This is a genomic window from Thauera aromatica (assembly GCF_023093595.1).
In the GTDB taxonomy this organism is placed as follows: Bacteria; Pseudomonadota; Gammaproteobacteria; order Burkholderiales; family Rhodocyclaceae; genus Thauera; species Thauera aromatica_A.
This window is the reverse complement of the sequence record NZ_JALLIK010000093.1, coordinates 38684-64980: the sequence shown is the minus strand read 5'-3', so window position 1 is coordinate 64980 and position 26297 is coordinate 38684. Positions and strand designations below refer to the sequence as shown.

Below are 26297 nucleotides of genomic sequence, written 5' to 3'. Positions count from 1 at the left end.
TCCAGATTCGCAGTTACCCGCGACACCCTTGCCGTTCAGCTAACTCTTCCCCTTGCCGGGCGAGTAGAGGACTTTCACCTCCAAGTGAGTGCGCCCTGCCGGGCGCACCAAAAAAACGCGCCCGCTGAAGGGCGCGCCACTTTCACTGCCGCTTCGCCGCCGCCCGGTGGGTCGCCCCTCCGGCGCGAACACCCGGCAGCGAAGGAGCTGCCCCGGGCAACCCAGGATACTCAGAACATGTGCTGCCCGCCGTTGATCGAAATATTGGCCCCGGTCACGAAAGCCGCCTCCTCCGACGACAGATAAGCCACCAGACCTGCAATTTCTTCCGGCTTGCCCAGGCGGGCGAGCGGAATCTGCGGCAGGATTTTCGAATCCAGGATTTCCTGCGGAATCGCCATCACCATCTTGGTGCCGATGTAACCCGGCGAAATCGTATTGACCGTCACCCCGTTGCGTGCGACTTCCAGTGCCAGCGCCTTGGTGAAACCGTGCATGCCGGCCTTCGCCGCAGAATAGTTGGTCTGGCCGAACGCCCCCTTCTGGCCGTTCACGGACGACACGTTGATGACCCGCCCCCAGCGCCGCTCGACCATGCCGTCCATGACCTGCTTGGTCATGTTGAACACGCTGTCGAGGTTGGTGCCGATGACCGCATCCCAGTCGGCCTTGGTCATCTTCTTGAAAGTCATGTCGCGGGTGATCCCGGCGTTGTTCACCAGCACATCGACCGGCCCCACTTCCCGCGTCACGGTTTCGACGCAGGCCTTGCTCGAATCGAAATCCGACACGTCGCAGGGATAGGCCTTGAAGCCGTAGCCCATGTTGTTCATGGTCAGCAGCCACTCCGCAGCCTTGGTGTTACCCGGCGAATGCGTCGTCACCACCTTGTAGCCCAGCGCCGCAAGCTTGATGCAGATCGCTTCGCCCAGCCCCCCCATGCCACCGGTTACCAATGCAACTCTGGACATCGTTCTCTCCTCTCCCTAAACGGGTTCGCTCTGTCAGGCAGGTTTATCAAATATACGGCGGCAGCTCCCGCCTCCGACGCTGCCGCCGCCGGCCGATCCCGACCTTCCCGCCTCAGGCGCGCTCCTTGACGTAGCGCCCGGGGGCCGGTTCGATGGGTTCGTACTTCGTGCTGCCCAATCGACCGCGCGCGGCGACCCTCCTCCCGCTGCGGGCCCGCAGCCATTCGATCCAGTGCAGCCACCAGCTCCCTTTGTGCTCGACCGCCGCCCCTAGCCACTCGTCCGGGTCGGCCGCATCGACGTCCGCGGTCCAGAAGCTGCGGCGATTCTTCGACGCGGGGTTGATCGCGCCGGCGATGTGGCCGCTGGCACCGAGCACGAACGTGGTTTCGCCACCGAGCAGCCCACGCCCCAGATACGCCCCCTTCCACGGCACGATGTGATCCTCGCGTGCAGCCATCAGGTAGGCCGGCATATCGAGCTTGCCGAGATCCACCTTCTGCCCCAGCATTTTCAGCTTGCCCGGTATCCGCAGGTTATTTTCCAGGTACATGTTACGCAAATACCAGACGAGGAAGGGGCCGGGCAGATTGGTCGGATCGGAGTTCCAGTACAGCAGATCGAACGCCGGCGGAGTGCCGCCCTTCAGGTAGTTGCCCACCACGTACTGCCAGACCAGATCGTTGGCGCGCAGGAAGGAGAACACGTTCGCCAGTTCCTGCCCCTTGAGCACGCCGCCCTTGCCGATTGCCGCCTCGTGCGCCGCCAGGCTGGCCTCGTCGACCAGGCAGCCCAGTTCGCCGGCTTCGGAGAAGTCGAGCAGGGTCGTCATCAGGGTCAGGCTCGAAACCGGCGCTTCGCCGCGCGCACGCGCCACCCCCAACGCCGAAGCGAGCAGCGTGCCGCCGACGCAAAAACCCAGCGCATTGGGCTTCTCCACCCGTGTCACCGCACGCACCACCTCCAGCGCCGCGAGCGGCCCCTTGTCCAGGTAGTCATCCCAAGTATGGTGGCCGCCGCTGTCCGGGCGGGGGTTTTTCCACGACACCAGAAACACGCTGAAGCCCTGCTCGAGGATGAAGCGCACCAGCGAATTCTCCGCCTGCAGATCCATGACATAGAACTTGTTGATGCAGGGCGGAACGATCAGCAGCGGCTTTTGCGCCACTTTGTCGGTGAGTGGCGCGTATTGGATGAGCTGGATCAGCTCATTCTCGAAAATCACCGCGCCCGGCGTCAGCGCCAGGTTGCGCCCGACCTCGAAGGCCGCATCGTCGGTCATCGAGATCCGCCCTTTTTCGAGGTCGGCGAGCAGATTGCGAATGCCGCGGCTAATGCTCTCGCCTTTCGTTTCGAGCGCGGTCTTGATGAACTCCGGATTAGTCGCGGCGAAATTGCTCGGCGCCAGGGCGTCGGTGTACTGCCGGGTCAGGAACTGGAGGCGGGAGCGGGCACGACCATCGGCGATCGGCATCGCCTCGGCCACCTCGCGCAGCAAGCCGGCATTGAGCAGGTAGGCCTGGTGCAGATAGTCGAAGAGCGGGCTTGCGGACCATTCCGGCGCGGCGAAGCGCTTGTCGCCGGGCTCGGGAGCCACGACCGCTTCGACCGCCGTGCCGGATTCGCGCGCCAGCATCGAGGACCACAGCGCGGCGTGCTTTTCCGCATACGCTTTCTGGATCGTCGTCAGGGTTTCGGCTTCCGGCATCGGCAGGCGGGGCGTGGCCGCGCCGGAAGAGTCGAGCAGCGCAGCGTGCTGGCGCGCCAAGGTGTCGAAAAAACCCTGTGCCATCGCCTGGCCGGTAATGAACATCGCGTGCATGCCCGGCGGCATCTGCCCGTCCGCTGAATCCGCCATTCACCTCTCCTCGTCCTGGCCGCGGCAACTCGCCGCCACCGCGATTGTTTCCGATTCCCAAGCGCCCGAGGCTTTAAAATCGGTCCATGTACCTGATTCCAATCGCCTGGCTCTACGTCGTCATCCTCGTCGCCGCAGCCGAAGACAGCATCCTTGCCGGCGCACTCACCTTCGTCTTCTGGGGCCTGGCTCCGCTGGCGCTGTTCATGTGGCTGCTGGGCACTCCCGCGCGCCGGCGCCGGCAGCGCGCGCGGGAAGCATCGGAACACAACGATAGAGCCGAAACCGGCTCTGATCAATAGTCCGAAACAAGGCTTGGGGCTTCTTCCGCAGCCATGCGAAACGAGTCCGGTGGGGCCGCACCCCGCCCTTCTGTCAGGACCGCAGCCAGATCAGCGAGGCGAAGCGGCCGGTCACGCCATCGCGCCGGTACGAATAGAACCGGTCCGGCGTCGACACGGTGCACACTCCCCCGCCGGCAACCTGCACGACTCCCGCCCGGTACAGCCGGCGCCGGGCGAGTCGCTCCAGGTCGGCCATCCATTTCCCCGCCTTCCTCCCCGGCGTGAACGCGGCCGCTGCCACGGGATCGTCGGCGACGAAAGCCGCGCGCACCTCGTCTCCCACTTCGAAGGCCTGTGGTCCGATCGCCGGCCCCAGCCAGGCCCGCAGCCGCGCCGGCGCCACCGCCATGCGCGCCACCGTCGCCTCGAGCACGCCGGCCGCCAGCCCGCGCCAGCCAGCATGCGCCGCCCCGACCACGCTGCCCGCAGCGTCGCACAGCAGCACCGGCAGGCAGTCCGCGGTCAGCACCGCGCAGGCCCGTGCCGGGCCGCGCGCCACGGCTGCATCGGCCTGCGGCAGGCCTTGCGCGGAGTCGGCGTCGGCCACCGCCGTTCCATGGACCTGGGCCAGCCACAAGGGCGTGACGGAAAGGGTCCGGCATAGCCACGCCCGGTTCGAGGCGACCGCTTCCGGGTCGTCCCCGACATGGTCACCGAGGTTCAAACCAGCAAACGCACCACGGCTGAAGCCGCCTGCACGCGTCGTCAGCACCGCCTCCACACCGGCAGGCAAATCCCAGTCGGGGCGCAGCAGGCCAGGCGCGTCCTCCCGCCAAGCCACCATCGCCCGACTCACTGCCCGCGCCCGCGCAGATCATCGAGCAAGGCCGCGAAATCGGCCGCCATCGGCACCTGCCACACCCGATCCTGCCCGCTGTGCGGATGGCGCAGCCCGAGCTGGAAGGCATGCAACGCCTGACGCGGAAAGGCATCCAGGCGCGCATCGCCGCTGCGCGCCCGGCCATAGACCGGATCGCCCGCCAGGGCATGGCCGAGGTGCGCCATATGCACCCGGATCTGGTGCGTGCGCCCGGTTTCGAGTCGGCATTCGACCAGGGTGCAACGCGCGAAGCGCTCGACCACGGCGTAGCGGGTCAGCGCCGCGCGACCGCTGCCGACCACCGCCATCCGGGTGCGCTGGGAGGGATGGCGGCCGATCGGCGCATCGACCACCCCGTTGCCTTCCAGTCCACCATGCACCAGCGCCCAGTAATGCCGCTTCACCGTACGCGCTTGCAACTGACGCACCAGCTCGGTCTGCGCGGCGAGTGTCTTCGCCACCACAAGCAGGCCGCTGGTGTCCTTGTCCAGGCGGTGGACGATCCCGGCGCGCGGCACGCCGGCCAGCACCGGCGCGTGGTGGAGCAAGGCGTTGAGCAGGGTTCCGCTCCAGTTGCCGCTGCCCGGGTGCACCACCAGCCCCGCCGGCTTGTCGATGACGATCAGGTGCTCGTCCTCGAACACGACCTGCAGCGGAATGTCCTCGGGCAGTTCGGCCGCCACCTCGGGCGGCGGCGGCGGATCGAGCTCGACGCATTCACCGCCCCACACTTTGCTGCGGACGCCGGGCGAGCCGCCGTCGATGCGGATGAAGCCTTCCTTCAACCAGGACTGCAGGCGGCTGCGCGAGTGCTGTGGAAACAGGCGCGCCAGCGCCTGGTCCAGTCGCAGCCCGCCCAGTTCGGCGGGAATCGTCAGCGCTTCGAGCGAGTCGTCGTCGTCGGCTGGGATATAATCGGCGCGTTCATTCACGCGAGTGTCTTCGATGGCCAGGTTCACCCTCGGAAGTTTAACGGGAAAAGTCGCGCTCATTGGCGCACTGCTGCTCGGCGGCTGCGGCATGCTGCCGGAACAGATCGACGAGACCGCCGGCTGGAATGCCCAGACGCTGTATTCCGAGGCCAAGACCTCGATGACCGAAGGCGCCTACGACCGCGCCATCACCCTGTTCGAAAAGCTCGAGGCGCGCTATCCCTACGGCCGCTTCGCCCAGCAGGCCCAGCTCGAAGTCGCCTACGCCTACTACAAGCAGGGCGAACAGGCGCTCGCGCTCGCCGCGGCCGACCGCTTCATCAAGCTCCACCCCAACCACCCCAACGTGGACTACGCGTACTACCTGAAGGGGCTGGTGAACTTCAATGAAGACCTCGGCCTGCTCGCCAACCTGTCGCGCCAAGATCTTTCCGAGCGCGACCCGAAAGGCGCCCAGGAAGCCTTCGAGAGCTTCCGCCAGCTCATCGAACGCTTTCCGGAAAGCCGCTACGCCGAAGACTCGCGCGCGCGCCTGCAGTACCTGGTCAACTCGCTCGCCTCCCATGAAGTCCACGTGGCGCGCTACTACTACAACCGCGGCGCCTACGTCGCAGCGATCAACCGCGCCCAGACCGCGGTCACGAACTTCCCGAAATCCCCCGCAATCGAGGAAGCGCTGTTCCTGCTGGTCAAGAGTTACGACGCGCTCGGCATGAACGCCCTGCGCGACGACGCCGACCGGGTCATGCACACCAACTTCCCCGACAGCGCCTACTTCCGCGGCGGCCCGGTGAGCGACAAACCCTGGTGGCAGCTGTGGTGATCATGCCCGGAGGCGCCTCCGGCCCGGCCTGAGGCGGCTCCGGCGACGGCATCGGCCAGCCTCCCTCGCCACGCACGCGACATGAGCAAGCCTCCGCCCGCTTCCGCCCCGGTTTCCGCCCCTCCTTCCTCGGCGCTCGCGCCGCTGCGCACCCCGGTATTCCGGATGCTGTGGCTAGCCTGGCTGACCGCGAACATCACGATGTGGATGAACGAGGTCACCAGCGCCTGGCTGATGACCTCGCTCACCGACAGCGTCGTCATGGTGGCCCTGGTGCAGGCCGCCTCCACCCTGCCGGTGTTCCTCCTCGGCCTGCCCAGCGGGGCGCTTGCCGACATCGTCGACCGCCGTCGCTACTTTGCCTTCACCCAGCTCTGGGTCGCCGCCATCGCCGCCGTCCTCGCCGCGCTGTCGCTGGCGGAACTGCTCACCGCCCCGCTGCTGCTCGCCCTCACTTTTGCCAACGGCATCGGCATGGCAATGCGCTGGCCCGTGTTCGCCGCCATCGTGCCCGATATCGTGCCGCGTCACGAATTGTCGAGCGCCCTCGCCCTCAACGGCATCGCGATGAACATGTCGCGCATCATCGGACCGATCGTCGCCGGGGCCCTGATTGCCGGCACCGGCAGCCACACCGTATTCATCGTCAATGCGGCAATGTCGCTGCTCGCCTTCGTGCTGATCCTGCGCTGGAAAGCGCCCGCACGCGCCAGCGCCCTGCCCGGGGAACGCTTCTTCGGCGCGATGCGGGTCGGCGTCCAGCACGTTGCCCAATCGCCGCGCATGCGCATCGTCCTGCTCCGGGCCTGCGTCTTCTTCCTCCAGTCCAGTGCGTTGCTCGCCCTGCTGCCGCTGCTCGCCCGCGAACTCGGCGCCGGCGCCGGCGGTTTCACCGCATTGCTTGCCGCGATGGGCGTCGGCGCGATCCTCACCGCGCTCTTTCTGCCACATCTTCGCCGCGGCATCCGCAGCGACACCTTCATCCTGTGGGGAAGCTGCATCCACGCCTTGGCTGCGGCCGCAGTGGCGCTGTCCCCGGTGCTGGCCGCTGCCCTGCCTGCCTGTGCCCTGGCCGGCGCGGCCTGGGTCCTGACCGCCAACGCCCTCGCCGTGGCCGCCCAGACCGCACTGCCGAACTGGGTCCGTGCGCGCGGCATGTCGATCTACCAGATGGCCCTGATGGGCGGCAGCGCTGCCGGCGCCGCGCTCTGGGGCCATGTCGCCAGCCACGGCACGCTCGCGCTCGCGATCCTCACCGCCTCCGCTCTCGGCCCTCTGTTCACCTGGTTCTCCCGCGGCCTGAGGGTCGGCGGCGGCGGCGACGAGGACATGACGCCGGCACCGGCGGCGGCAAGCGTGGGCGAGCCGGTGATCGACATCCGGCCCGACGAAGGCCCGGTGATGGTGACGATCGAATACCTGATCGATCCTGCGCAAGCAGCCGCCTTCAATGCCGTCATGCAGCAAACCCGGCGCGCCCGCCTGCGCCAGGGCGCGCTGTCATGGGGGCTGTTCCGCGACACCACGCTGCCCGGACGCTACATCGAATACTTCCTCGACGAGAACTGGGTCGAGCACCTGCGCCGGCTGGAGCGCTTCACTGCCGCCGACATCGGCTTGCGCGCGCAGCGTCTCGCCTTCCACCAGGGGCCGGAGCCGCCTCGCGTGCGCCGCTACGTGGCCGAAACGCTGAAAACCGGATCCCCTTGAAAGGCGATGGCGTAAACGACCGGACCGGCTTGCGCCGGTCCGGTCGTCACTGCACAGCGCGCAGAATCGGCGATCAGCCGCCGACCTTGGCCTTGAACTGCTGACGGTAGCGGTGCAGCAGCGGCTCGGTGTAGCCGCTGGGCTGGGTGCAGCCTTCGAAGATCAGCGCGCGCGCGGCCTGGAAGGCCACCGAATCGTTGAAATTCGGCGCCATCGGGCGGTAAGCCGGGTCACCGGCGTTCTGCCCATCGACCACCGCAGCCATCCGGCGCAGGGTCTGTTCGACTTCCTCGGCGCCGACCACGCCATGGCGCAGCCAGTTGGCGATGTGCTGGCTGGAGATGCGCAGGGTGGCGCGGTCTTCCATCAGGCCGACGTCGTTGATGTCGGGCACCTTGGAGCAGCCCACGCCCTGCTCGACCCAGCGCACCACGTAGCCGAGGATGCCCTGGCAGTTGTTGTCGAGTTCCTGCTGGCGCTCGGCGGCGCTCCACCCGGCCTTCGCCACCACCGGAACGGTGAGCAGGTCGTCGAGCAGCGCGGCGGCCTCCCGGTTCAGGTCGAGCTTCTCGATCTCCTGCTGCACCGCAGCCACGCTCACCTGGTGATAGTGCAGCGCATGCAGGGTCGCCGCGGTGGGCGACGGCACCCAGGCGGTGTTCGCGCCCGACTTCGGATGGTTCACCTTCTGCTCGAGCATCGCCGCCATCAGGTCGGGCATTGCCCACATCCCCTTGCCGATCTGGGCCCGGCCGCGCAGCCCGGCGGCGAGCCCGATCAGCACGTTGCGGCGCTCGTAGGCGGCGATCCACTTGCTGTTCTTGATCTCGCCCTTGCGCATCATCGGGCCGGCTTCCATCGCAGTGTGCATCTCGTCGCCGGTGCGGTCGAGGAAGCCGGTGTTGATGAAGGCCACGCGGGCCGGCGCGGCGGCGATGCAGGCGGCCAGGTTGACGCTGGTGCGGCGCTCCTCGTCCATGATGCCAAGCTTGACGGTGTGGGCGGGTAGGCCGAGCAGCTGCTCGACGCGGGTGAACAGCTCGTCGGCGAAGGCGACTTCGGCCGGGCCGTGCATCTTGGGCTTGACGATGTAGATGCTGCCGCGGCGCGAGTTGCCCTTGCGTTCGAGGTCGCGCTTGGCAGTCAGCGTCGTCACCACCGCGTCCATGATGCCTTCGGGCACTTCGTTGCCGGCGCCGTCGAGGATCGCCGGATTGGTCATCAGGTGGCCGACGTTGCGCACGAACAGCAGCGAGCGCCCGTGCAGCTTGAGCGCCTTGCCGTCGGCGCCGGTGTATTCGCGGTCGGGGTTGAGGCGGCGGGTCATCGGCTTGCCGCCTTTCTCGAACGTGTCCTCGAGAGTGCCGGCCATCAGCCCGAGCCAGTTGCGATAGACGACGAGCTTGTCCTCGGCATCGACCGCGGCGACCGAGTCCTCGCAGTCCATGATCGTCGACACTGCGGCTTCGAGCAGGAGGTCGTTCACCCCGGCGCCGTCGCCCTTGCCGATCGCGCCGGCGCGGTCGATCTGGATCTCGATGTGGAGGCCGTTGTTCCTCAGCAGCACCGCTTTCGGCGCGGCAGCTTCGCCCTGGTAGCCGACGAACTTGTCCGCCTGCTGCAGCCCGGTGGTGCTGCCGTTGTTCAGCGTCACCACGAGCTTGCCGCCGGCCACGGCGTAGGCGGTCGCGTCGGCGTGCGAAGCCCCGGCAAGCGGCGCGGCCTGGTCGAGCACCCGGCGGCCGAAGGCAATGACCTTCGCCCCGCGCACCGGGTTGTAGCCGGCGGTCAGTCCGGCGCCATCGGTCTGCGGGATCGCATCGGTGCCGTACAGCGCATCGTACAGCGAGCCCCAGCGGGCATTGGCGGCATTGAGCGCGTAGCGTGCGTTCATCACCGGCACCACCAGCTGCGGGCCGGCCTGCAGCGCCAGTTCGTCATCGACATTGGTGGTCGTGATCCTGGCATCGGCCGGCACGGGCAGCAGATAGCCGATCGATTCGAGGAAAGCGCGGTAGGCCGCCATGTCGGCGATCGGACCGGGGTGGGCACGGTGCCAGGCATCGATCTCGCCCTGCAGGCGCTCACGCTCGGCGAGCAGGGCGCGGTTCTTCGGTGCCAGCTCATGGATCAGCGCATCGAAACCGGACCAGAACGCTACCGCATCGACACCGCTGCCGGGCAGGGCTTCTTCTTCAATGAAACGCTTCAGGTTGGCAGCGACCTGAAGGCGCTGACACGTCACTCGTTCGGTCATTTTTCGGGCTCTCTTCGACAAGAATGTGGATCAACGCTCGTCCTGCGCACCGCGCGCAACCGAAAAAGGATGCGATCGATCGGCGCGTGGGTCAAGAGCGGCGGACAAAAGTCCTCTATAAGATACAACAGATGAGCCCCGGCCTGCAGCACACGCCCGGTCACAACGATCCGGAAGACCCCGAAGCCGCCGCGCTCAGGGCACGGCCTCGACCCGCAGCGCACAGTACTTGAACTCCGGGATCTTGCCGAAAGGGTCGAGCGCGGGCTGGGTCAGCAGGTTGGCCGCCGCCTCGCGATAGCAGAACGCCATGAACACGGTGCCGGCGCGCACGCCTTCGTCCGCCCTTGCCTCGAGCTCGATGCGCCCGCGCCGAGTCTGCAGCGCCACCCGCCCGCCCGCGGCCACGCCGAGGCGGGCGAGATCGGCCGGATGCATCGCGCACCAGGGGTCCGGGTCGAGCGCATCGAGCACTTCGGCGCGGCGCGTCATCGACCCCGTGTGCCAGTGTTCGAGCACACGCCCGGTGATCAGCACCATCGGGTAGTCCTCATCGGGCAGCTCCGCCGCCGGCAGCGGCGTCACCGCGACGAAGCGGCCGCGCCCGTTGGCGGTCGGAAAGCACTCCTGGAACAGCACCGGCTCGGACGGCGCATCGGCGGCGACTTTCGGCGCCACGATCGCACCCTCGGCCTCCAGCTTCGCCCAGCTCATCCCGCCATGGCTGGGCATCGCCCGCACGAGCTCGTCGAACACCGCCCCCGGGCCGGGGTAGTCCCACGCCAGCCCCATCCGGCGGGCGATCTCCTGGATGATCCACCAGTCCGCACGGGCCTCGCCCGGCAGCGGCAGGACCGGACGGGCGAGCTGCACCAGGCGGTCGGTGTTGGTGAAGCTGCCGCCCTTCTCGAACAGGCTCGAGGCCGGCAGCACGACGTCGGCCAGCATCGCGGTCTCGGTCAGGAAGATGTCCTGCACCACCAGGTGCTCGAGCTTTGCCAGGCCTTCGCGGGCGTGGGCGAGATCGGGGTCGGACATCGCCGGGTTCTCGCCTTCGATGTACATGCCGCGGATCTGCCCGGCGCAGGCGGCATCGATGATCTCGACCACGGTGAGGCCGGGGGTCTGCCCCAGCGGCGCCTGCCACAGCGCCTCGAAGCGCGCCCGCACCGCGGGATCGGCCACTTTCTGGTAGTCGGGCAGCATCATCGGGATGAGGCCGGCGTCGGAGGCGCCCTGGACGTTGTTCTGGCCGCGCAGCGGGTGCAGGCCGGTGCCGCGGCGGCCGATCTGGCCGGTCATCAGCGCCAGCGCGATCAGCGCGCGCACGTTGTCGGTGCCGTGGGTGTGCTGCGACACTCCCATTCCCCACAGGATCATGCTGTTCGGGCCGCGGGCGTAGGCGCGCGCGACCTCGCGCACGGTGGCGGCAGCGATGCCGGTGAGGGCCTCGGTGCGCTCGGGCGGGTAATTCAGCGCGGCGTCGCGGAAGGCCTCGAAGCCTTCGGTACGGGCGGCGATGAAGGCCGCGTCGGTGAGTCCTTCCTCGATGATCGTGCACGCCATCGACAGCAGCAGGGCAACATCGGCGTCGGCGCGGAACTGCAGCACGCGCCAGGCATGGCGCGCGAGCGGGGTCGCGCGCGGGTCCATCAGCACCAGCTTCGCGCCGCCGCTTTCGCCCCCGTGTTTGCCCCCCTTCACCGCGTTCTTGATGAAGCTCGCCGCCACCGGGTGGTTGGCCGCCGGATTGGCGCCGATGACGATGATGACGTCGGCGAACTCCACGTCGCGCACCGGATTGGACACCGCACCCGAGCCGATCCCTTCGAGCAGCGCCGCCACCGACGAGGCGTGGCACAGGCGCGTGCAATGATCCACGTTGTGGGTGCCGAAGCCGGTCCGCACCAGCTTCTGGAACAGGTAGGCCTCCTCGTTGCTGCCCTTGGCCGAGCCGAAGCCGGCGAGCGCGTGCGGGCCGTGGTCATGCCGGATCCGCAGCAGCCCGGCGGCGGCGGCGTCGAGCGCTTCGTCCCAGCTCGCCGCGCGGAACGCAGTCAGCGGAGCGGCCGGATCGACCACCGTCCCCTTGGGCACGTCCGGGCGGCGGATCAGCGGCGTGGTCAGGCGCTCGCGGTTGCGGCTGTAGGTGAAGCCGTAACGCCCCTTCACGCACAGGCGGCCGGCGTTGGCCGGGCCGTCGCCGCCCTCGGCGAAGACGATGCGCTGCGCCGCGCCCTCGCTGGCGACGTGGTAGCGCACCTGGCAGCCGACGCCGCAGTAGGGGCACAGGGAATCGACCTGCCGGGTCGGACGGTCGCTGGACGCGGGCGCGGCGGTGGCCTCGAGCAGCGCCGCCGGCTGCAGCGCGCCGGTCGGGCAGGCCTGGACGCATTCGCCGCAGCCGACGCAGCTCGAGTCCCCCATCGGCACGTCGAAGTCGAACACGATCGCGGTGTCGGCGCCACGGCGGGCGAGGCCGATCACGTCATTCACCTGCACCTCGCGGCAGGCGCGCAGGCAGCGCGTGCACTGGATGCAGGCGGCCAGATCGACGGCGATGCCCGGGTGGCTGCGCTCGGGGGCGGGATTGGCGCGGGGGGCGAAGCGGGGCTCCACGACGCCGAGCGCCTCGCACCAGTGCGCAAGTTCGGAGTCGGCCTTCTCGGCCTCGGCCGGCACGTCGGCGCGCAACAGCTCCAGCACCATGCGCTGGGAGGCGCGCGCGCGTTCGCTTGCGGCCTTCACCTTCATCCCCGGCTTGGGCGCGCGGCAGCACGAGGGGGCGAGCACGCGCTCGCCGTCGATCTCGACCACGCAGGCGCGGCAGTTGCCGTCGGCGCGCAGCCCGTCCGTGTAGCACAGGTGCGGGATGTCGGTGCCGGCGCGCTGCGCGGCCTCCAGGATCGATTCGCCGGGGGCGGCGTCGATTTCGCGGCCGTCGAGTTCGAAGCGGATCCGGTCGGTGGCGTTCATCATGCGCTCCTCGTGTCGTCTGCACGCTGCGCCGAAGGGGCGGGGCACGCATCGGGCGCCGTCGGCAAAGCGTCCGCTGCAGCGCCAGCGCGCGCGCCTCCGACCTCGTGCGGGAAGAAGCGCAGCACCGACTGCATCGGGTTCGGCGCGGCCTGGCCGAGGCCGCAGATCGAAGCGTCCATCATCGTCCTGCCGAGTTCGGTGAGCAGGCCGGCGTCCCACGCGGGCGCCTGCATCAGCTCCACCGCCTTCGCCGTGCCGACCCGGCACGGCGTGCACTGGCCGCAGGATTCATGGGCGAAGAAGGCCATCGCGTTTTCGGCGAGCAGGCGTGCCTGGTCGTGCTGCGAGAACACCACGATCGCCGCGGAGCCGATGAAGCAGCCGTGGGGTGCCAGAGTGTCGAAATCGAGCGGCACGTCGGCCAGCCGCGCGGGCAGGATGCCGCCCGAGGCGCCGCCGGGAAAGTAGCCGTACAGTTCGTGGCCGGGGAGCATGCCGCCGCAGTGCTCGTCGATCAGTTCGCGCAGGGTGATGCCGGCATCGGTGACGACGACACCGGGCCGGGCCACGCGGCCGCTGACCGAGAAGCTCCGGAGGCCCTTGCGGCCGTGGCGGCCGTGGCGCGCGAACCCGTCGGCGCCGCGCTCGGCACTCATTTCGACGATATCGCGCACCCACCACAGCGTCTCGAGGTTGTGCTCCAGCGTCGGACGGCCGAACAGGCCGACTTCGGCGACATAAGGCGGACGCAGCCGCGGCATGCCGCGCTTGCCTTCGATCGACTCGATCATCGCCGACTCTTCGCCGCAGACGTAGGCGCCGGCGCCGCGGCGCAGCTCGATCGGCGGCAGCTCCGGCCATTCGACGCGCACGCGCTCGAGCTCCTCGGCGAGGAGGCGGCGCAGCGCCGGGTATTCGTCGCGGATGTAGATCCAGATCGCGGCGATGCCGACCACCCGGGCGGCGATGAGCATGCCTTCGATGAAACGGTGCGGATCGGTCGACAGGTAGTGGCGATCCTTGAAGGTCCCCGGCTCGCCTTCGTCGATATTCACCGCCATGTGGCGCGGCGCCGGCTGCGCCGCGACCGTGCGCCACTTGCGCGCGGCGGGAAAGCCGGCGCCGCCCAGCCCGCGCAGGCCGGCCGCGTCGAGCGCGGCGACGATCGACGCGGGATCGCGCGCACCGCTGCACACCGCTTCCCACAGCGCGTAACCGCCGGCGGCGCGGTAGGCGTCGAAGCGGATCGCCGCGGGCAGGGCCTCCTCACGCTCGCCGCTGGCAACGACCGCCGCAACCGTGTCGACATCGGCGTGCAGCACCGGGCGCTGCCCGACCACCGCGACCGGCGCACTGTCGCAGCGCCCGACACAGGGCACGCGCTGCACCCGCACCCCGGCGCCGAGCCGCGTTGCGAGCGTGGCGGCGAGTTCCGCCCCGCCCGCCATCGCACAGCCGAGCGAATCGCACACGCGCACGGTGAGCGCCGGCGGTGCGGCGCCGCCCTCGGCAACGAAATCGAAGTGGTGGTAGAAAGTCGCGACCTCGAACACTTCGGCGCGCGCCAGTTGCAGCGCTTCGGCAAGCGCGGCGAGGTGCCCGGCGTGGAGCGCGCCGTGCGCGTCCTGCAGGCGGTGGAGGTATTCGATCAGGCGGTCGCGGCGCGGCGCCTCGCCGGCAAGCGCGGCGCGCGCGGCATCACGCGCGGTTTCGGACAGCGGCTGACGCGTGGGTCCGCGCATCACGGAACGGGCAGACATGGGGCTCTCCTCGGAGCAGGTTGCCGGGCTGCGCACGGGACGGTGCCCCCGGGCGCAGCGGCGGCGATGCCGCCCCCTGGCGCCGGGCACCGTCCCGCCGGAGCCGATCTTCGGATGCTCAGTGCAGGGGCGCGCCGGTCAGGGCGCGGCGGGCGATCAGCGGAGACAGACGATAACGCTCCTCGCCGTAATGCGCACGCAGATTCTCCAGCACGCGGGCGACGAAGGGCGTGCCGAGGCGGTCGGCCCAGGCCAGCGGCCCTTCCGGGTAGTTGGTGCCGTTGCGCATCGCGGTATCGATGTCGGCTGCAGTGGCGATGCCCTGCAGCACGCAGTCGGCGGCTTCGTTGGCGAGCATGCACACCGTGCGCAGCGCCACCAGACCGGCGACGTCGTCGACCCGGCTGAGCGCGATCCCGGCCACCTGCAGGGTGCCGACCACCGCCTGCCAGGCGGAATCGCTGCACTGGTCGGCACGGGCCAGCGCCAGGCGCGGCGTGCTCGCGTAGTCGCGCGCGAGATCGAACAGCACCAGCTCCGACGTCCCGTCCTCGACCGCGCGCCGGGTGGCGGTACGACCGTCGGACAGCGCCAGGCGCGCCGTGCCGATGCGCAGCTCGCCGCCCTCCTCGGCCGCGCTCGCCGCGCTGCGCTCGACGGCGATGCCGGCCTGCGCAAGGCGCGCCACCAGCGGCTCGGCCACGCCGAGACGGCCATGGACCACGAGCGCCGGCAGCGCCGCCGCCGCGGGCTCCGTCGCCGGCGCCGGTTTTTCCGCTCCGTCGCGGTAGTCGTAGAAGCCCTGCCCCGACTTGCGCCCGAGGCGCCCGGCCAGCACCAGCTCGCGCTGGATCAGGCTCGGGGTGTAGCGGCGGTCGCCGTGGTAGGCATCGAACACCGAATGGGTCACCGCGTAATTGACGTCGTGGCCGATCAGGTCCATCAGCTCGAACGGCCCCATCGGGAAGCCGCAGGCTTCGCGCAGCACCGCATCCAGCGTCGCCGGGGCGGCGGCACGCTCGGCGAGCACGCGCTGGGCCTCGGCGTAATAGGGACGGGCGACGCGGTTGACGATGAAGCCCGGGGTCGAGCTCGCATGCACCGGAGTCTTGCCCCAGGCCTTCGCGGTGTCGTACAGCGTGCCCGCGACCTCGGGGTCGGTGGCGAGCCCGGAGACGATCTCGACCAGCGCCATGCGCGGCGCCGGGTTGAAGAAGTGCATTCCGGCCAGCCGCTGCGGGCGTGCCAGCACCGCAGCCATCGCGGTGATCGACAGCGACGAGGTGTTGGTGGCGAGGATGGCCTGCGGCCCGGCCAGCGCTTCGAGCTGGCGGAACAGCTTCTGCTTGACCTCGAGGTTCTCGACGATGGCCTCGATCAGCAGACCGGCATCGGCGAGATCCTCGATGCGGCTGCTGCCGATCACCCGCGCCAGCACCGCCTCGGCTTCGGCTTCGGCGAGCTTGCCCTTGCCGACGAGAAAGCGCAGGTCCTTGCCGATCGCGTCGCGGCCGCGCGCGACCGCCTCCGCGTTCATGTCGTACAGATAAACCGTGTGCCCGGCGCGCGCCGCCACGTGGGCGATGCCGCTGCCCATGGCGCCGGCGCCGATGACGGCGATGCGGGTCGAGGTCGAAAGTGCTGCCACGTCCATCTCCAAAAAGGGGACTCGGGAAAAGCCTCCGGGGTGCGGGTGACGCCCCCCGTGAAGCCCGGTTCAGTCGGTGTTCAGTTCCATCCAGTTCGACTTCGGCGTGCCGCAGTCGGGGCAGACGAAATCGGCCGGCACATCCTCCCACCGCGTCCCGGCAGGGATGCCGTGCTCGGGCAGGCCTTCGGCCTCATCGTAGGGGAAATAGCATGCACTGCATTGGTATTGGGCCATGGTGACTCTCCGTGAGGGGCAAATGCCCGCATGTGACGAGGGGAACAGCGGCGGAATCATCGCCGTTTCCGGACCGGCGCAAGCCGGACGCGGAGCGTGGTCGTGCTTCCGTCCATGAGTGGGGTGCAGGATGTCCTGGCCATCCGGTATTCAGTCTTCGAGCACGCGCTCGACAAAAGCGGCAACGGTGTCGAGCACCGCCTGCGGCTGGTCCTTGTGCGGCGAATGCCGGCAATCGGCGAGGCGGCACAGTTCCACGTCGCGCGCCTGCGCGGCGATGCGCTCGATCTGCGCCATCGTGCCGTACTCGTCATCCTCGCCCTGGATCGCCAGCACCGGCACGGTGATCCCCGGCAGGTATTGCTCGATGTTCCAGGCGCGGAAATCCGGGTGCAGCCAGATGTCGTTCCAGCCGCGAAAGGCCGCCTCGACGTCATGGTGGTAGCGCCCCAGCCGGGACGGCAGGTCGGTCGTGGTCCACGCCTGCCCGGCGGCGGCGATGCTGGCAACCGAGATGTCCTCGACCATCACGTGCGGCGCCATCAGGATCAGCCCGGAGAGCGCAACGTCGGTCCCGCCGGCGCAGATCAGCGCGATCGAGCCGCCGTCCGAGTGCCCGAACAGCAGCGGGCGCTCGACGCCGAGCTCGGCAAGCAGCGCCGGCAGCACCGTCAGCCCTTCGTCGTGCATGTAGCGCACGGTGCGCGGCAGCGTCGCCGGATCGGAGCGGCCGTAGCCGGCGCGCGAATAGACGATGGCCTCGCATCCGGTCGCATCGGCCACGCGCTGCGGAAAATCGCGCCACATCGCCACCGAGCCCAGCCCTTCGTGGAGGAAAACGATCGCGGGGGCGCCCTCGCGCGGATGTGCCGAGGGCAATCGGACGTATTCGAGGCGGGTGCCGCCGATACCGACTGTCTTCATCGTGAACAAACTCCGTTTGGGGTGCCGCCCTTGGCGGGCGGCCGGTGCGGGAGCCGGCCCGGTGGGCGGCCCCCTGCGTGTTATTTTCAGACGCCGAGATGCTTCTGGATCAATTCCGGGTCGTTGCGCACCGCCGCGCTGGGGCCGTCGAAGACGACCTGGCCCTTGACCAGGATCATCGAGCGGTCGGTGAGCGCGGTCACCGCGGCGTGGTTCTTGTCCACGATCACGGTGGCGATGCCGGTTTCGCGGATGGTGCGGACCACGTTCCAGATTTCCTTCACCATCAGCGGCGCCAGGCCCTCGGTGGCTTCGTCCAAGATCAGCAGGTCGGGGTTGGTCATCAGCGCGCGGCCGATGGTGAGCATCTGCTGCTCGCCCCCGGAGAGCTGGCCGCCGCCGTTGGACAGGCGCTCGCCCAGGCGCGGGAAGGTCTCCATCACGCGCTCGAAGGTCCACGTGCGCTGGCCGTCGACGCCGGCGCGCGCGGCCATGACCAGGTTCTCGCGCACGCTCAGGTTGGGGAAGATCCCCCGCCCCTCGGGCACGTAGGCGATGCCGCGCAGGGCGATGCGGTGCGTGCTCGCCCCGGTCATGTCGTCGCCATTGACCTTGACCGTGCCGTGGCGCGGACGCACCAGCCCCAGCATCGAGCGGATCAGCGTGGTCTTGCCCATGCCGTTGCGCCCCATCAGGCCGAGCGCCTCGCCCTTCGCGATGTGAAAATCGACCCCGTGCAGGATGTGGCTCGAACCGTAGTAGGTGTGCAGGTCGTGCGCTTCGAGCAGCGTCTCAGACATGTTCGTCCTCTCCCAGGTAAGCGGCCTGCACTTCGGCGCTGTTGCGGATCTGCGCCGGCGGGCCCGATTCGAGCACCGCGCCGTTGACCATCACCGTGATCGTGTCGGCGACCGCGAACACCGCGTCCATGTCGTGCTCGACGAGCAGGATCGCGCGCCCGTCCTTGAGCCCCCGGAGCAGCTCGACCATCTTCGCCGACTCCTCCGAGCCCATGCCCGCCAGCGGCTCGTCGAGCAGCAGCACCTTGGCGTCGGTCGCCAGCACCATCGCGATCTCGAGCTGGCGCTGCTCGCCGTGCGACAGCGTGCCCGCCACCCGCGCCTCGCGCCCGCCCAGCCCGGCTTCGACGACCGCCGCGCGCGCGCGCTCGACGGTGTCGCTCAGGCGCTGGGCGTCGGTGAAGATCTTCCACGGCCGCGGCCGGCGCGACTGCGCCGCCAGGCGGCAGTTCTCGAGCACGGTGAACTGCGGGAAGATGTTCGTGCGCTGGTAGCTGCGCCCGATCCCCAGGTGCGAGCGCGCCGCCGCCGACAGCCGGGTGACGTCCCGGCCGCCGAGCAGGATGCGCCCGGACGAGGGCGGCAGATCGCCCGAGAGCATGTTGATGCAGGTCGACTTACCCGCGCCGTTGGGGCCGAGCAAAGCGTGCAGCGTGCCGCGCTCGAGCGTGATGCACACTTCTTCGTTCGCCGTCAGCCCGCCGAAGTGGCGGGTCAGGCGGTCGGCCACGAGCATTGCCTCAGCCATTCTTGTCCTCTCCCCAGTTGATCATGCGGATCACCCGCTTGGGCAGCCCGGCCAGCCCGTCCGGCATGAACAGCACCGCGAGCACGATCACGCTGCCCATCAGCAGCTGCCAGTGCTTGCTCAGATCGGTAAACAGCTCCTGCAGGCCGATGAAGGCGAACGCCCCGGCCGCCGCCCCCGCCAGGCTGCCCATGCCGCCCAGGATCACCATCATCAGCACGTTGCCCGACTGGTGCCACGACAGGTACTCGGGGGTGACGAAGCCGAACAGCACCGCGTACAGGAAGCCCGCCACCCCGGCCAGCGCGCCGGCCAGCGTGAACGCGGCGAGCTTGTAGCGGAAAGTGGCGTAGCCCAGCGACTGCATGCGGTGCTCGTTGCTGTGGATGCCCGCCAGCACGCGCCCGAAGGGCGAGCGCAGCACCAGCTTCAAGAGCACGAACACCGCCACCATCGCCGCCAGGATGAAGTAGTACATCTGCAGCGGCTCGTTCAGGTCGAACGGCACCCAGCCGCCGATCGCCGCATCGGGCTTGAAGTTCAGGTAGATTCCGTCCGAGCCTCCGCCCAGCGGGGTGTCGTGGAAGATGTAGTAGGCCATCTGGGCGAAGGCCAGCGTCACCATGATGAAGTAGATGCCCTTGGTGCGCAGCACGAACAGCCCGATCACGAGCGCGGCCAGCGCCGCGGCCAGCACCGAGGCCGGGAAGGCGAGCCAGAAGCTGGCCGGGTCGTACTTGGGTGTCACCAGCGCCACGACGTAGGCGGCGATGCCGAAATACGCCGCATGCCCGAGGCTCACCAGCCCGGTGAAGCCCACCAGCAGCGCCAGGCTCATGGCGAAGATCGCCATCACCAGCGTCTTGGCCAGCATCTCGACGTAGAAGCTCGAACCGTACAGCGGATAGGCGATCAGCACGAGCAGCGCGAGCAGTTGTAGAAACAACGGGATTCTGGAATTCATCGCCTAGCCTTTCTTGAAGATGCCTTCGGGGCGCCACAGCAGCACCACCGCCATCACCAGGTACACCGCCAGTCCGGCGAACTCGGGCACCAGCACCTTGCCGAAGGTGTCGGTAAAGCCCACCAGCAGCGCCGCCACCAGCGCCCCCCACACCGAGCCGATGCCGCCGATCACCACCACCACGAAGGAGATGATCAGCACGTTGCCGCCCATGCCCGGATACACCGAGGACACCGGCGCGGCGAGCATGCCGGCGAGCGCGGCCAGCGCCACGCCGAGGGCGAACACGTTGCGGTACAGCAGGTCGATGTTGACGCCGAGCGCCTGCACCATTTCGCGGTTGTGCGAGCCGGCGCGGATCATCATCCCCAGCCGGGTGCGCTGCATCAGCCACCACAGCCCGGCGGCCAGCGCCACGCACACCACCGAGATCACGATCCGGTACACCGGGTAGGACAGGGTGTCCGAAAGCTGGATCGAGGCCGAGAACAGCGCCGGGATGTCGACCCCGTGCACGTCGTCGCCCATGCTCAGGCTGCGCAGCTCCTCGAAGATCAGGATCAGCCCGTAGGTGAGCAGCACCTGCTGCAGGTGGTCGCGTTTGTACAGATGCACGAACAGCAGCTTCTCGAGCAGTGCCCCGAAGGCGAACGCCAGCGGAATGCCGAGCACGATCGCCAGCATCAGGTTGCCGGTCGCGCTGGTGAGCGCGAACGCCATGTAGGCGCCGATCATGTAGAAGCTGCCGTGCGCCAGGTTGATGATGCCCATGATCCCGAACACCAGCGTCAGCCCGCTGGCCACCAGAAACAGCAGCAGTCCGTACTGCAGCGAATTCAGGATCTGGATCAGGAAGGAAACGAAATCCATGCTTGGGCCTCCCCCTCCCGGACTCGCCCAGGGCGGCGGGATACGGTGGATGAAAGTGCGTGGGAAGGAAAACCCTGCGCCGGCACGGCCGGCGCAGGCGACGCGATCGGCGCAGCGATCAGTTCATGCGGCAGCCGCGTGCGGGATCGGCCAGTTTGGGCGCGGCGACGCCGACCACCTTGTTCTGGCTGCCTTCGACCTTGCGCAGGTAGATGTCCTGCACCGGGTTGTTGGCCTTCGACAGGGTGAATGCGCCGCGCGGGCTATCGACCGTGGCCGCGCTCATCGCCTTCATCACCGCGTCCTTGTCGAACTTGCCCGCCGGCGCCTTGGCCAGGCCTGCACCGAGCAGCTGGGCGGCGTCATAGCCCTGCACCGCATAGACGTCGGGCTGCATCTTGTAGGCGCTGGCGTAACCAGTGCGGAAACCCTTGTCCTTCTCGGTATCGAGGCCGTCGGCATAGTGCAGGGTGGTCATCACGCCCTCGCCCGCACCGCCCATCGCCTCCAGCGTACCGTCGGTGAGGAAGCCCGAACCGTACAGCGGGATGCTGTTCTTGAGCCCCGCCGCGTCGTAGTCCTTGACGAACTTGGCCGCGCCGCCGCCGGCGAAGAACACAAACACCGCATCGGGCTTGAGGCCGGCGATCTCGGTCAGGAAGGGCTGGAACTCGACGTTCGGGAAGGGCAGGTAGAGCTCCTTGGCGATCTTGCCGCCGGCCTGCTCGAAGGCCTCCTTGAAGCCGGCCACCGACTGTTCGCCGAACGAGTATTTCCACGTTACCGTGACCACGTTCTTGTGCCCGCGCTCGGCCACCACCTTGCCCATCGCGTAGGCCGGCTGCCAGGCCGAGAACGACACGCGGAACACGTTCGGCGCACACAGCGGCCCGGTCAGCTCGTCGGCCCCGGCGTTGGGGATGATCATCAGGGTCTTGGTGTCGCGCGCGACCTTGGCCATCGCCAGCGCCACGCCCGAGTGCACCGTGCCCACGAGCACGTCGACTTCGTCGCGCTTGACCAGCTTGTTGGCGTTCTCGGTGGCCTTGGCGGCGTCGGACTCGTCATCGACGACGAAGTATTCGACCTCGCGCCCGCCCAGCTTGCCGCCCTGCTCGGCCACGTACTGCTTGAACCCGTTGGTGATCGCATTGCCCAGCGAGGCGTAGGTCCCGGTGTAGGGCAGCATCAGGCCGACCTTGACCTTGTCCGCCGCGTAGGCTCCTCCCACCGGCAGCAAGACCATCAGGCCGACTCCAGCAACACCGGCCATGCGCTGCATCAGTTTCTGCTTGCTCATGTGACTCTCCTCCTGGTTCATCCATTTACATGGCAGGCAGAACTGCCCGCCGCTTTCTCGGACTCCACCGGCAACACGGTGAATTCCAGTTCAGTCGCGATTGTATAATATTTTTTAATCGTTTCATCAACGATTCACGCGAACATTTCCCGCCATCACCGTGCGCCCATCCCACGCAGCTTGAAACGCTGGATCTTGCCCGTCGCGGTCTTCGGCAGCTCTTCCACGAACTCCATCCAACGCGGATATTTGTAGGGCGCAAGCATAGCCTTGACGTGGTTTTTCAGCGTCTCGCGCAAGGCCTCGTCGGCCTCCAGGCCCGGCTTGAGGACGATGAAGGCCTTGGGCTTGATCAGGCGGTCCTCGTCCTCGCAGCCCACCACCGCGGCCTCGAGCACCGCTTCGTGCGCGATCAGCGCCGACTCGACCTCGATCGGCGACACGTAGATCCCGCTCACCTTGAGCATGTCGTCGCTGCGCCCGGCATAGACGTAGTAGCCGTCCTGGTCGAGCAGGTACTTGTCGCCGCTGCGCGTCCATTCACCGAGGAAGGTGGCGCGGCTCTTTTCCCGGTTGTTCCAGTAATACACGGCCGAAGTCGGACCGCTGATCTGCAGCTCACCGGGCTCACCGGGCGCGGTGATCTCATTGCCGGCATCATCGATCAGGCGTACCCGGTAGCCCGGCACCGGCTTGCCGCTGGTGCCGTAGCGCACCTGACCGGGGCGGTTCGACAGGAAGATGTGCAGCATCTCGGTAGAACCGATGCCGTCGAGGATGTCCAGCCCGTAACGCTCCGTCCACCGCCGGCCGATCTCCTCGGGCAGGGCCTCACCGGCCGAAGTGCAGGCCCGCAGATTCAGTTCGCCGCGCGCCGGGCAGTCCGGGCTGGCCAGCATCGACGCATAGAGCGTGGGTACGCCGTAGAAGATCGTCGGGCGGTGCTGGCGCAGGCGCTCGAACACGGCAGCGGGAGTCGGCCGCTCCGCCATCAGCACCGCGGTGGCGCCCACCGCCAGCGGAAAGGTCAGACCGTTGCCGAGGCCGTAAGCGAAGAACAGCTTCGCCGCCGAAAACACCACGTCGTCTTCGCGAATGCCGAGGACCGGGCGCGCATACAGTTCGGCGGTATGGATCAGGCTGGAGTGGATATGCACGGTGCCCTTCGGCGCACCGGTCGATCCGGACGAATAGAGCCAGAAGCAGGCGTCATCGGCAACGGTCGGCGCAGCGGGAAAGGCCTCCCGCCCCTGCGCGAGGAGTGCCGCCAGACTGTCCGCCCCGGCCGCGGGATCGCCGGCGACGATGATGCGCTCGAGCGTCGGCACCTTGCCCAGCAGCGGGCCGAACACCGCCATCAGTGGCTCGGACACGATCGCGACGCGGGCCCGGCTGTCGGTCAGCATGTATTCGTAGTCGCTCGCGGTGAGCAGGGTATTGACCGCGATCGGCACGATGCCGGCACGGATGGCGCCCAGGAAAACCGTGGGAAAGTCGATGGTGTCGTGGACGCACATCAGCACCCGCTCTTCCCGGCGCAGGCCGAGCACCTCGCCGAGAGCGCTGCCGCAGCGATTCACCCGGCGCGCCAGCTCATCGAAGGAATAGCGCCCCTCGTCGTCGATATAGGCGATTTTGGGACCGCGGCCGGCGTCCAGGTTGCGGCCGATCAGGTCGTCGGCTGCGTTGTAGTGGCGCGGGATGCGGATTTCGGGCGGACTCGCGGTGTGATCCGCCGCACTCAGTGTAGGCATGGAGGTCTCCTCCTTGGTTGGCTTGGTCGGGGGCCCGGTCGAGTTCCGGAGCGGGCGGCGGCGCCCGCTCCGGAGCCGGCACTCCCGCCCTGGCCGATCTCGATGTCGGCCTTTGCCGGCGGGCCCGGGTTGGGGTTGAGGGTGATGAAAACCAACACGGGATCACGGCTGGCACCCGCTGCCGCTACCGGCGGGTGAACTCGATCGAGCCCTGCGGCAGCAGGTACAGGACATGAGCGCGCCCGCCGCTGACGGTCGGACAATGCGCACTGCCCGGGCCGTAGACGAACCAGCCGGCACCATGGCCGTCGAATTTCGCATCGCCTTCGAGCGGCATGATCATGTCGATTTCGCCCTGCGGATGAACGTGATGGGGGCCGGCCACATCCGCCATTTCCACCACGTCCACGCTGAAGCCGGCCAGTTCCGGGCAGGGCTTGATGACCCGGCCGAAGCGGATCCCCCCGTGCTCGCGGTCGCACATCCAGCCTGCCGCCACCGCCTGCGCACAGGCCTCGGCAATGGCACGGAATTCCGCGCCATGGGCCGGAAAGCGCTGGTTGAGGAAATCGGCGAGCGCGGCGTCGAGCGCCCGGCCTTCGATTTCACGGGTAACGCCGGCAATCAGCTGCTGAAAATGTTCAGGGGTCATGCAGACACTCCTTTCAGGTGCAACACTCGGGAAGTCCGGCAGGGCGGCGATGGCGGGCGAGGCGGACGATGGCGGGTGCAACCGCCCGACACCACCCGCCCCTCGCCGGGAATGCGTCATTCGACCGGCCGACGGGGGCCTTCCCCTGCCTTCAAGGGTAGATGGGCCGGACTCAGGCGCCAAGCAAAGCCGCATCGGCCGCCTCTTGCGACAGCAGCTCGAGCACCGCCGGCCCGCCTTGCACGACATGGCGGCGGTGATACATCGCCAGCGCACGCAGGCCGCCGAGTTCCTCACCGCCGCCGGCCCGTCCGGGGCCGCCGTGCAGACAGGTCGGCATCACGTTGCCATGCCCGGTGTGATTGCTCCCGACCGCCGCGTCGACCACCATGATGCGGCCATGGAGATCGGCGATCGCCGGCACCAGCGCACCGACGAAGGCCGGATCGGCCGAATACACCGAAGCCACCAGCGAGCCACCGCCGCGACGTGCGATCGCCGCCGCTTCGGCGGCATCGGTGTATGGCAGGACGGTCGCCACCGGGCCGAACACCTCGACATCGTGCACGTAGCGTGCTGCCAGTCCCTTCTCGCAAAACAGCAGCGTCGGCTGGACAAAGGCGGCCTGCCGGGGATCGGCGTCGACCGGAACGAAATCCGGGTCGCCGCCATACACCACTTCGGCCTCCTCGCGCAGCTTCGCCAGGCCAGCGAGGGCCGCGGTCTGCTGCGCCTTGCTGACCAGCGGCCCGATCCGCACTCCGGCGGTGCGCGGATTGCCCACCGGCATCGCCGCAAGGCGGGCGGCGACGGCGTCGGCCAGCGCCCGCGCCACCGGCGCCGGGGCCAGCACGCGGCGGATCGCGGTGCATTTCTGCCCGGCCTTGATCGAAAGCTCGCGCACGATTTCCTTCACCGCCAGATCGAATTCCGCACTTCCCGGCACCGCGTCGGGCCCCAGGATGGCGCTGTTGACGCTGTCGGCCTCGACATTGATGCGCACCGCACGTGCGACCACGGCCGGATGGTTACGGATCCGCGCCGCCGTGTCGGCCGAGCCGGTGAAGGACACCACGTCGCATTCGCCCACATGATCGAGCAGATCGCGCGCCGATCCGCAGACGATGCTGAGCGCGCCGGCCGGCAGCACACCGGCTTCGACCACGTCGGCGACCATGCGCTGCGCCAGCCAGGCCGTGGGCGTGGCCGGCTTGACGAACACCGGCATGCCGGCAAGCAGCGCGGGAGCGGCCTTTTCCCACAGCCCCCAGGCCGGGAAATTGAAGGCGTTGATGAAAATCGCCGCACCGCTCATCGGCACGAGGAAATGCTGCCCCTGGAACACGCCGTCTTTGGCCAGCGGCACGCGCGCGCCCTCGCGCAGGCAGCGCCCAGCGCCGAGCACCTTGCCGGCACGCGCATAGGCCTTCAGCGTGAAGATCGCCCCATCGACGTCGAAACCGGCGTCGGCCTCGGTCGCGCCGGAGTTGCGCAGGGAAATGTCGAAGTAGTCGGCGCGCTTCGCCTGGAGGACATCGGCCACCTTGGCCAGCGCCGCCGCGCGCATCTCGTAGGTCATGGCGCGCAGCGCACGCCCCCCCTCACGACGGGCGAACGCCAGCGCCTCGGCCAGATCCAGCCCTTCGGAAGAAACCGACACCAGCGGCTCTCCGCTCACCGGGTCGAGCAAGGAAAGGCCTTCTCCGCCGCCTTCCTGCCACCGCCCGCATAGATGATTTGCCAGTTTCATGTCGTCTCCTATTGTGTACTTGGTGACAGGGGCCACACCGGCCACCAAACCCGAGGCCGCCTCTATGTGCTCATAGAGTACCTTCATTCTCTTGCGAGTCAAGCACTATCTTGCATGCAAACTCTAAATTTAATGCTTATAAATAACCTTTAGATCAGAATACGGCAGCAACGCGGGAGAGAAACAGAAATCCGTC

21 protein-coding genes are annotated in these 26297 nt (G+C 68.4%); 3 read left to right on the top strand and 18 right to left on the bottom strand.

What is annotated here, in order from left to right; all coding sequences use genetic code 11:
• Positions 1-230: 230 nt before the first annotated feature.
• The gene (gene phbB, locus MXC99_RS06650) at positions 231-971 is read right to left on the bottom strand and encodes an acetoacetyl-CoA reductase (RefSeq protein ID WP_107220393.1); all 741 of its coding nucleotides are present in this window, start codon (positions 969-971) and stop codon (positions 231-233) included.
• A gap of 112 nt (positions 972-1083) precedes the next feature.
• A complete protein-coding gene (locus MXC99_RS06645) occupies positions 1084-2829 on the bottom strand; it encodes a PHA/PHB synthase family protein (protein WP_247724704.1) in 1746 nt (581 codons plus the stop codon).
• A gap of 86 nt (positions 2830-2915) precedes the next feature.
• On the opposite strand from MXC99_RS06645, the gene MXC99_RS06640 reads away from it, so the two are divergent.
• Positions 2916-3131, top strand: coding sequence for a hypothetical protein (locus MXC99_RS06640; RefSeq protein ID WP_247724703.1), 216 nt, complete (start codon positions 2916-2918; stop codon positions 3129-3131).
• A gap of 73 nt (positions 3132-3204) precedes the next feature.
• Here the strand turns inward: MXC99_RS06640 and pgeF are convergent, their stop codons facing one another.
• Positions 3205-3957: a peptidoglycan editing factor PgeF gene (pgeF, locus tag MXC99_RS06635; protein ID WP_247724702.1), complete on the bottom strand. Its 753-nt coding sequence runs from the start codon at positions 3955-3957 to the stop codon at positions 3205-3207.
• Between the two features lie 8 nt (positions 3958-3965).
• Complete coding sequence (locus MXC99_RS06630; RefSeq protein ID WP_432654236.1) at positions 3966-4925, bottom strand: RluA family pseudouridine synthase; 960 nt, start codon at positions 4923-4925, stop codon at positions 3966-3968.
• Positions 4926-4938: 13 nt separating this feature from the next.
• On the opposite strand from MXC99_RS06630, the gene MXC99_RS06625 reads away from it, so the two are divergent.
• On the top strand, positions 4939-5748 hold the full coding sequence (locus MXC99_RS06625) for an outer membrane protein assembly factor BamD (protein ID WP_247724700.1): 810 nt from the start codon (positions 4939-4941) through the stop codon (positions 5746-5748).
• Positions 5749-5829: 81 nt separating this feature from the next.
• The gene (locus MXC99_RS06620; RefSeq protein ID WP_247724699.1) at positions 5830-7458 is read left to right on the top strand and encodes an MFS transporter; all 1629 of its coding nucleotides are present in this window, start codon (positions 5830-5832) and stop codon (positions 7456-7458) included.
• Positions 7459-7531: 73 nt separating this feature from the next.
• Here the strand turns inward: MXC99_RS06620 and MXC99_RS06615 are convergent, their stop codons facing one another.
• The 14 genes from MXC99_RS06615 to MXC99_RS06550 form a co-directional block, all read right to left on the bottom strand.
• Positions 7532-9715 (bottom strand): malate synthase G, encoded by a 2184-nt coding sequence (locus MXC99_RS06615; protein WP_247724698.1) that lies wholly within the window; start codon positions 9713-9715, stop codon positions 7532-7534.
• 195 nt (positions 9716-9910) lie between these two features.
• A complete protein-coding gene (fdhF, locus tag MXC99_RS06610) occupies positions 9911-12691 on the bottom strand; it encodes a formate dehydrogenase subunit alpha (protein WP_247724706.1) in 2781 nt (926 codons plus the stop codon).
• The gene (locus MXC99_RS06605) at positions 12691-14454 is read right to left on the bottom strand and encodes an NADH-ubiquinone oxidoreductase-F iron-sulfur binding region domain-containing protein (protein WP_247724697.1); all 1764 of its coding nucleotides are present in this window, start codon (positions 14452-14454) and stop codon (positions 12691-12693) included. The genes fdhF and MXC99_RS06605 overlap by 1 nt, the downstream gene beginning before the upstream one ends.
• A 118-nt stretch (positions 14455-14572) precedes the next feature.
• Positions 14573-16102, bottom strand: a complete 1530-nt coding sequence (paaH, locus tag MXC99_RS06600; RefSeq protein WP_247724696.1) for a 3-hydroxyacyl-CoA dehydrogenase PaaH — start codon at positions 16100-16102, stop codon at positions 14573-14575.
• A 69-nt stretch (positions 16103-16171) separates the two neighbouring features.
• The gene (locus tag MXC99_RS06595) at positions 16172-16339 is read right to left on the bottom strand and encodes a rubredoxin (protein ID WP_107220383.1); all 168 of its coding nucleotides are present in this window, start codon (positions 16337-16339) and stop codon (positions 16172-16174) included.
• A gap of 150 nt (positions 16340-16489) precedes the next feature.
• Complete coding sequence (locus tag MXC99_RS06590) at positions 16490-17263, bottom strand: alpha/beta fold hydrolase (RefSeq protein WP_247724695.1); 774 nt, start codon at positions 17261-17263, stop codon at positions 16490-16492.
• Positions 17264-17349: 86 nt separating this feature from the next.
• A complete protein-coding gene (locus MXC99_RS06585; RefSeq protein WP_247724694.1) occupies positions 17350-18063 on the bottom strand; it encodes an ABC transporter ATP-binding protein in 714 nt (237 codons plus the stop codon).
• Positions 18056-18811: an ABC transporter ATP-binding protein gene (locus MXC99_RS06580; RefSeq protein ID WP_247724693.1), complete on the bottom strand. Its 756-nt coding sequence runs from the start codon at positions 18809-18811 to the stop codon at positions 18056-18058. The genes MXC99_RS06585 and MXC99_RS06580 overlap by 8 nt, the downstream gene beginning before the upstream one ends.
• Positions 18804-19775, bottom strand: coding sequence for a branched-chain amino acid ABC transporter permease (locus MXC99_RS06575; protein ID WP_247724692.1), 972 nt, complete (start codon positions 19773-19775; stop codon positions 18804-18806). The genes MXC99_RS06580 and MXC99_RS06575 overlap by 8 nt, the downstream gene beginning before the upstream one ends.
• 3 nt (positions 19776-19778) lie before the next feature.
• Positions 19779-20645, bottom strand: a complete 867-nt coding sequence (locus tag MXC99_RS06570; RefSeq protein ID WP_247724691.1) for a branched-chain amino acid ABC transporter permease — start codon at positions 20643-20645, stop codon at positions 19779-19781.
• Positions 20646-20763: 118 nt separating this feature from the next.
• Positions 20764-21945 carry an ABC transporter substrate-binding protein gene (locus MXC99_RS06565; RefSeq protein ID WP_247724690.1) on the bottom strand — a complete coding sequence of 394 codons (1182 nt, stop codon included), beginning with the start codon at positions 21943-21945 and terminating at the stop codon, positions 20764-20766.
• A 155-nt stretch (positions 21946-22100) separates the two neighbouring features.
• Positions 22101-23699, bottom strand: coding sequence for a benzoate-CoA ligase family protein (locus MXC99_RS06560; protein ID WP_247724689.1), 1599 nt, complete (start codon positions 23697-23699; stop codon positions 22101-22103).
• Between the two features lie 184 nt (positions 23700-23883).
• Complete coding sequence (locus MXC99_RS06555) at positions 23884-24351, bottom strand: DUF4863 family protein (RefSeq protein WP_247724688.1); 468 nt, start codon at positions 24349-24351, stop codon at positions 23884-23886.
• A 172-nt stretch (positions 24352-24523) separates the two neighbouring features.
• Positions 24524-26101 carry a 3,4-dehydroadipyl-CoA semialdehyde dehydrogenase gene (locus MXC99_RS06550; protein WP_247724687.1) on the bottom strand — a complete coding sequence of 526 codons (1578 nt, stop codon included), beginning with the start codon at positions 26099-26101 and terminating at the stop codon, positions 24524-24526.
• Between the last annotated feature and the right edge of the window lie 196 nt (positions 26102-26297).